This is a genomic window from Streptomyces mangrovisoli (genome assembly GCF_000974985.2).
In the GTDB taxonomy this organism is placed as follows: domain Bacteria; phylum Actinomycetota; class Actinomycetes; order Streptomycetales; family Streptomycetaceae; genus Streptomyces; species Streptomyces mangrovisoli.
Genome location: NZ_LAVA02000050.1, coordinates 39,969 through 46,607, shown reverse-complemented (window position 1 = coordinate 46,607; position 6,639 = coordinate 39,969). Strand labels below are relative to the sequence as shown.

Here is a 6,639-nt window from a genome sequence, read left to right as displayed (position 1 = left end):
GTAGTCGACGAGGTCCATCTTGTTGACGGCGAGGACGACGTGGGGGACGCGCAGGAGGGCGGCGATGGCGGCGTGGCGGCGGGTCTGTTCGACGACGCCGTTGCGGGCGTCGACGAGGATGACGGTGAGTTCGGCGGTGGAGGCGCCGGTGACCATGTTGCGGGTGTACTGCACGTGGCCGGGGGTGTCGGCGAGGATGAAGCGTCGCTTGGGGGTGGCGAAGTAGCGGTAGGCGACGTCGATGGTGATGCCTTGTTCGCGTTCGGCGCGCAGGCCGTCGGTGAGCAGGGCGAGGTCGGGGGTGTCCTGGCCGCGGTTGCGGGAGGCGTGTTCGACGGCCTCGAGCTGGTCGGTGAGGACGGACTTGGAGTCGTGCAGGAGGCGTCCGACGAGGGTGGACTTGCCGTCGTCGACGGAGCCGGCGGTGGCGAACCGCAGCAGGGTGGTGTCCGCGAACGCCCGTCCGTCGAAGGCGTGTTCCGGCGTGGTGCTGGTGCTCATGTCTAGAAGTACCCCTCGCGCTTGCGGTCTTCCATCGCGGCCTCGGAGAGCTTGTCGTCGGCGCGGGTGGCGCCGCGCTCGGTCAGCCGGGACGCCGCGATCTCCGAGATCACCTGGTCCAGCGTCACCGCGTCCGAATCCACGGCTCCGGTGCAGGACATGTCGCCGACGGTGCGGTAGCGGACCTGCCGCTTCTCGACGTTCTCGCCGTCCTTGGGGCCGCCCCACTCGCCCGCGGTCAGCCACATCCCGCTCCGCTTGAACACCTCGCGCTCGTGCGCGAAGTAGATCTGCGGCAGCTCGATGTCCTCGCGGGCGATGTACTGCCAGACGTCGAGTTCGGTCCAGTTGGAGAGGGGGAAGACGCGGACGTGTTCGCCGGGTGCGTGGCGGCCGTTGTAGAGGTTCCAGAGTTCGGGGCGCTGGCGGCGGGGGTCCCACTGGGAGAACTCGTCGCGCAGGGAGAAGACGCGTTCCTTGGCGCGGGCCTTCTCCTCGTCGCGGCGGCCGCCGCCGAAGACGGCGTCGAACTTCTCGCTCTGGATCTTCTCGGTGAGGGGGAGGGTCTGCAGCGGGTTGCGGGTGCCGTCGGGGCGTTCCCTGAGCACTCCGCGGTCGATGTAGTCCTGGACGGAGGCGACGTGCAGGCGCAGTCCGTGGGTGGCGACGGCGCGGTCGCGGTAGTCGAGGACCTCGGGGAAGTTGTGTCCGGTGTCGACGTGGAGCAGGGAGAAGGGCACCGGCGCGGGCGCGAACGCCTTGAGCGCCAGGTGCAGCATGACGATGGAGTCCTTGCCGCCGGAGAAGAGGATCACCGGCCGTTCGAACTCGCCCGCCACCTCGCGGAAGATGTGCACCGCCTCGGACTCGAGGGAGTCCAGGTGGGAGAGGGAGAAGCCGGTCACACCAGCCCCCGCTCCGCCAGCAGCGCGTGCACCGCGTCCGCCGACTCCCGGGGCGTCTGCTCCTGCGTGCGCAGCACCAGCGACGGGTCCGCGGGCTCCTCGTACGGGTCGTCGACACCGGTCAGCCCGGTCAGCTCGCCCGCGGCCTGCTGGGCGTACAGGCCCTTGACGTCCCGGGCGCTGCACACCTCGACCGGGGTCGCCACATGCACCTCCAGATACGGCGTGGAGCTCTTCTCGTGCCGTGCCCGCACCGCGTCCCGGCTGTCGGCGTACGGCGCGATCACGGGGACCACGGACAGCACGCCGTTGCGGGCGAGAACCTCCGAGACCAGCCCGATGCGCTGCACGTTCGTGTCGCGGTCGGCGCGCGAGAAGCCGAGACCGGCGGAGAGGAAACGGCGAATCTCGTCGCCGTCGAGGACCTCCACGCGGTGCCCCTCGGCCTTCAGGCGGTCGCCGAGGAGCCGGGCGATCGTCGTCTTGCCCGCGCTCGGCAACCCCGTCAGCCAGATCGTGGCCCCCTGGGTCCTTGGCGTGCTGGTCATCCGCTACAGCCCTCTTTCTCACCTGTTCGTCAACGCGTCGCATGCGTCGCGGTGAACGGTAGGTAAGAAGTCTGAGAGGACCGGTTAAACAACCTGAGGTTTGCCTTAGTGACGCCAGGTGTCCGAGGGAAACATGGTGCGAGCGGCTGCGGGACGACGGGTCGACAGGGCTGCGGGGCTCGGGGCCGCGGAACTGCGCGCAGCCGGCCTTCGCCGGTCACACCCCGGCGAAGGCCGCCCCCGCGTCCCGCAGCCGCTCGTGCAGCCCCTGGAAGACCTCGGCGGAGCGGGCGCCCGGCCAGTCGCCGGGCAGCAGCGCGGGCGGCAGCCCGGGGTCGGTGTAGGGCAGGTGGCGCCAGGAGTCGAGGGCGAGCAGATAGTCGTGGTACGCCGCCTCGGGCGGGGTGTCCGCGCGCCCCTCCCACGCGTGCAGGACCCGCTCGTGCCGGTCGAGGAACGCCTCGTGCTCCTTTGCGATCGCGGCCAGGTCCCACCAGCGGGCGACCGCGTCGGCGGTGGCGGCGAAGCCGAGGTGCTCCCCGCGGAAGAAGTCGACGTACGGATCGAGGCGCAGCCGCCGCAGGGTGTGCCGGGTCTCCTCGAACAGCCGGGCCGGGGCGATCCACACCCCGGGAGCCGCGGTGCCGAAGCCGAGCCCGGCCAGCCGCGAGCGCAGCACGTGCCGCTTCTGCCGTTCCGACTCCGGCACGGAGAACACCGCGAGCACCCAGCCGACGTCCTCGGGCGGTGCGGTGGCGTAGATGCGCCGGTCGCCGTCGTCGAGCAACTGCCGTGCCTCCGCGGAGAGTTCGTACCCGGCGGCGCCCGTCCGCGTGCGCGCGGGCAGCAGCAGGCCGCGGCGTTTGAGCCGGGACACCGACGACCGCACGGAGGGCGCGTCCACCCCGACCGCGGCGAGCAGCCGGATCAGTTCGGCGACGGGCAGCGGGCCGGTCACGAAGCGGCCGTACGCGCCGTAGAGCGTGACGATGAGAGACCGTGGAGCAGGTTGGTCGGGCACGTTGATCATCTTAGGTCTTCGGTGTCACTGCCCGTCACCTGCGCTGTCCCGGAGCAGGAATCTCTGGAGCTTGCCCGTCGCCGTACGCGGCAGCGAATCCAGGAACACCACCTCGCGCGGGCACTTGTACGGCGCCAGTTCGGACTTGACGAAGGCGCGCAGCGCCTCGGCGTCGGGGGCGGCACCCTGGCGCAGGACCGCGTAGGCGACGACGACCTGTCCGCGCGCCTCGTCGGGCCGGCCCACCACGGCGGCCTCGACCACGTCCGGGTGGCGCAGCAGGGCGTCCTCGACCTCGGGTCCGGCGATGTTGTAGCCCGCCGAGATGATCATGTCGTCGGCGCGGGCGACGTAGCGGAACCAACCGTCGCTCTCACGGACGTAGGTGTCGCCGGTGACGTTCCAGCCGTCGCGTACGTACGCGCGCTGGCGCTCGTCGGCGAGATAGCGGCAGCCGACCGGGCCGCGCACGGCGAGCAGGCCGGGTTCGCCGTCCGGCACGGGCACGCCGTGCGCGTCCTGCACCCGCGCCTGCCAGCCCGGCACCGGCACGCCCGTCGTCCCGGGGCGGATGGCGTCGTCGGCCGCCGAGATGAAGATGTGCAGCAGTTCGGTGGCGCCGATGCCGTTGATGATCCGCACCCCGGTGCGCTCGTGCCAGGCCCGCCAGGTGGCCGCGGGCAGGTTCTCGCCCGCGGAGACGCAGCGCCGCAGCGACGACAGGTCGTGGCCGCCGTCCGAGGCGAGCATCGCGCGGTACGCGGTCGGCGCCGTGAACAGCACGGAGACCCGGTGCTCCGCGACGGCCGCCGCCAGCTGGTCCGGGTGCGCCTGTTCGAGCAGCAGCGCGCTCGCCCCGGCCCGCAGCGGGAACACGACGAGGCCGCCGAGACCGAAGGTGAAGCCCAGCGGGGGACTGCCGGCGAAGACGTCGTCGGCGACCGGCCGCAGCACGTGCCGGGAGAACGTGTCCGCGATCGCGAGCACGTCCCGGTGGAAGTGCATGCACCCCTTGGGCCGTCCGGTGGTCCCCGAGGTGAACGCGATCAGCGCCACGTCGTCGGCCGCGGTGGATACGGCCGGGTACGGGTCCGCGGGCGCCGGCCGGCGCAGCAGGTCGTCGGGGGAGTCGCCGCCGTACGTCGTGACGGCGAGATGCGGGACCTCCGCCTTGGCGAGGTCGTCGACGGCGCGGACGTCGCACAGCGCGTGCCGCACCCGCGCGATCTCGCAGATCGTCGCCAGCTCGTGCGGGCGCTGCTGCGCCAGCACGGTGACGGCGACGGCGCCCGCCTTCAGCACGGCGAGCCAGCAGGCGGCGAGCCAGGGGGTGGTCGGGCCGCGCAGCAGCACGCGGTTGCCCGGTACGACACCGAGCTCGCCGGTGAGCAGGTGCGCGATCCGGTCCACGTGCGCCCGCAGTTCGCCGTACGTCCAGGCCGGTCCGGTCGGGGTGTGGAAGACCGGGCGGTCCGGGGCGGGGCCGGCGAGCAGTTCGGCGGCGCAGTTCAGCCGTTCGGGGTAGCGCAGCTCGGGCAGGTCGAGAAGCAGGTCGGGCCACTGGTCCGGGGGCGGCAGATGGTCGCGCGCGAAGGTGTCGACGTGGGCCGAGACGTGGGCCGAGACGTCCATGGCGGTTCGCCCCCTTGCCGGTGGGCTCGCGGAGCCGGTGGGTGGCGGGCCCGGGGAGCCGGGGGCTCGGGGTGGGTCCGCGGATCGAGCGTATCGTGTTGGTGACGACAGTCAATGGGGCGCGATACCGTCGGGTGGACGGCCGTACGACAGCTTCGGGAGACGGCCTGGGAGAGAGGACCGGGATGCCCGCATTCTCGCTCGAACCGGCACAGACCGCCTGGTGTGCCGAGCTGCGCGACCTGGCGGCGAGGCGGCTGCGCCCGCTCGCCGAGAAGGGCGAGCCGGGGCGGGTCAACCGCCCGCTGGTCGCCGAACTGGGCCGGCTCGGGCTGCTCGCCCGCCTCTTCGACTCCGGCGCGCTCGACCTGTGCCTGATGCGTGAGTCGCTCGCCTACGCCTGCACGGAGGCGGAGACCGCCCTCGCCCTCCAGGGCCTGGGCGCCCACCCGGTGCACGCCCACGGCACCCCCGCCCAGCGCGAGCGCTGGCTGCCCCGGGTGAGCGACGGCACCGCGATCGCCGCGTTCGCACTGAGCGAGCCGGGCGCGGGCTCGGACGCGGGGGCGCTCGCGCTGCGGGCGGAGGAGGACGGGGCGTCGGCGGTGCGGGCGGATGAGGACGGGGAGTTCGTGCAGCGGGCGGAGGGCGGCGGGTCCGGGGGTTCGGGTGGGGAGGCCCCCGGGGTGGCTGCGCGGCCCCACGGACCGGCCGGACCGGGCGGACCGGGCGGGGCTGGGGAGGTCCCGGCGGCGACGGCGGGGTTCGACGGCTCGGCGGCGCCCGAGGGTCGCGGTGGGGAGGCGTCCGGGGCGGCGCGGGACGGTGGTCGCGTGGGTTCGGGTGGGGAGGCCCCCGGGCTGGTGGCGCGGGCCGACGGGCCCGTGGGATGGCGGCTCACCGGGGAGAAGTGCTGGATCTCCAACGCGCCCGAGGCCGACTTCTACACGGTCTTCGCCCGGACCGGCCCCGGCGCCGGCGCGCGCGGGGTGACCGCGTTCCTCGTGCCCGCCGACCGGCCCGGACTCGACGGCGCCCCGCTCGACATGCTCTCCCCGCACCCCATCGGCACCCTCGCCTTCGACGCCGTACCGGTCGGCCCGGACGACGTGCTCGGCGAGCCGGGCCGCGGCTTCGCCGTCGCGATGGGCACCCTCAACCTGTTCCGCCCCAGCGTCGGCGCGTTCGCCGTCGGCATGGCCCGCGCCGCGCTCGACGCCACCCTCGAACACACCGCGCGCCGGGAGGCGTTCGGCGGCCGACTGCGGGATCTCCAGGCCGTCTCGCACCAGGTCGCCGAGATGGCACTGCGCAGCGAGGCGGCCCGGCTCATGGTGTACGCGGCGGCGACGGCGTACGACGCGGGCGAGCCGGGCGTGCCGCGCCGGTCGGCCATGGCGAAGCTGCTCGCCACCGAGACCGCGCAGTTCGTCGTCGACACGGCCGTCCAACTGCACGGCGCCCGCGCCCTGCACCGCGGCCACCTGCTCGAACACCTCTACCGCGAGGTTCGCGCGCCACGCATCTACGAGGGTGCCAGCGAGGTCCAACGGGGCATCATCGCGAAGGAGTTGTACAAGGAGATGGACGCGAAGGGGGAATCCGCATGACCGCCGAGCGGGTCAACCCGCCCGAACTGTCCCCGCCGACGGGCTTCTCGCACGCGGTCGTCGCCACCGGCTCCCGGCTGGTCTTCCTGGCCGGGCAGACCGCGCTGGACGGCGACGGCAAGGTGTGCGGCGACAGCCTGCCGGAGCAGTTCCGGCGGGCGCTCGACAATCTGCTGACGGCGCTCGCGGCGGCCGGCGGCCGTCCGGCCGACCTCGCCAGGGTCACCGTCTACGCCACCGACGTCGCCGCGTATCGCGAGCACGCGGCCGAACTGGGCCGGATCTGGCGGCAGTCGGCGGGCCGCGACTATCCGGCGATGGCGGTCGTCGAGGTCGTACGTCTCTGGGACGAGCGCGCACTGGTCGAGCTGGACGGGTTCGCGGTGCTGCCGTAGCGCCCGCGTACTGCCGTGACGCCCGCG

Annotated in this window: 7 protein-coding genes; 2 read left to right on the top strand and 5 right to left on the bottom strand. The window is 73.4% G+C overall.

Annotation, left to right across the window (positions count from 1 at the left end; all coding sequences use genetic code 11):
• The 5 genes from WN71_RS21890 to WN71_RS21870 form a co-directional block, all read right to left on the bottom strand.
• A partial coding sequence (locus tag WN71_RS21890; protein ID WP_046592867.1) for a GTP-binding protein occupies positions 1-501 on the bottom strand: 501 nt, incomplete at its 3' end.
• Positions 502-503: 2 nt separating this feature from the next.
• Positions 504-1,406: a sulfate adenylyltransferase subunit CysD gene (gene cysD / locus WN71_RS21885; RefSeq protein WP_071369869.1), complete on the bottom strand. Its 903-nt coding sequence runs from the start codon at positions 1,404-1,406 to the stop codon at positions 504-506.
• A complete protein-coding gene (gene cysC / locus WN71_RS21880; protein ID WP_046590550.1) occupies positions 1,403-1,954 on the bottom strand; it encodes an adenylyl-sulfate kinase in 552 nt (183 codons plus the stop codon). The genes cysD and cysC overlap by 4 nt, the downstream gene beginning before the upstream one ends.
• Positions 1,955-2,171: 217 nt before the next feature.
• Positions 2,172-2,984 (bottom strand): PaaX family transcriptional regulator, encoded by an 813-nt coding sequence (locus WN71_RS21875; RefSeq protein WP_046590548.1) that lies wholly within the window; start codon positions 2,982-2,984, stop codon positions 2,172-2,174.
• A gap of 15 nt (positions 2,985-2,999) precedes the next feature.
• Entirely contained in the window at positions 3,000-4,607 is a 1,608-nt protein-coding gene (locus WN71_RS21870; protein ID WP_046590546.1) for an AMP-binding protein, read from the bottom strand.
• 185 nt (positions 4,608-4,792) lie between these two features.
• Between WN71_RS21870 and WN71_RS40015 the strand changes: the two genes are divergently transcribed.
• A complete protein-coding gene (locus WN71_RS40015; RefSeq protein WP_046590545.1) occupies positions 4,793-6,217 on the top strand; it encodes an acyl-CoA dehydrogenase family protein in 1,425 nt (474 codons plus the stop codon).
• Positions 6,214-6,612 (top strand): RidA family protein, encoded by a 399-nt coding sequence (locus WN71_RS21855; protein WP_046590543.1) that lies wholly within the window; start codon positions 6,214-6,216, stop codon positions 6,610-6,612. Before WN71_RS40015 ends, WN71_RS21855 begins: the two co-directional genes overlap by 4 nt.
• Positions 6,613-6,639 lie beyond the last annotated feature (27 nt).

What these genes read in the sequence shown, in the direction of transcription:
- cysC (WP_046590550.1), bottom strand. Translation starts at nt 1,954, where the DNA reads ATGACCAGCACGCCAAGGACCCAGGGGGCCACGATCTGGCTGACGGGG.
- WN71_RS21875 (WP_046590548.1), bottom strand. Translation starts at nt 2,984, where the DNA reads ATGATCAACGTGCCCGACCAACCTGCTCCACGGTCTCTCATCGTCACG.
- WN71_RS21870 (WP_046590546.1), bottom strand. Translation starts at nt 4,607, where the DNA reads ATGGACGTCTCGGCCCACGTCTCGGCCCACGTCGACACCTTCGCGCGC.
- WN71_RS40015 (WP_046590545.1), top strand. Translation starts at nt 4,793, where the DNA reads ATGCCCGCATTCTCGCTCGAACCGGCACAGACCGCCTGGTGTGCCGAG.
- WN71_RS21855 (WP_046590543.1), top strand. Translation starts at nt 6,214, where the DNA reads ATGACCGCCGAGCGGGTCAACCCGCCCGAACTGTCCCCGCCGACGGGC.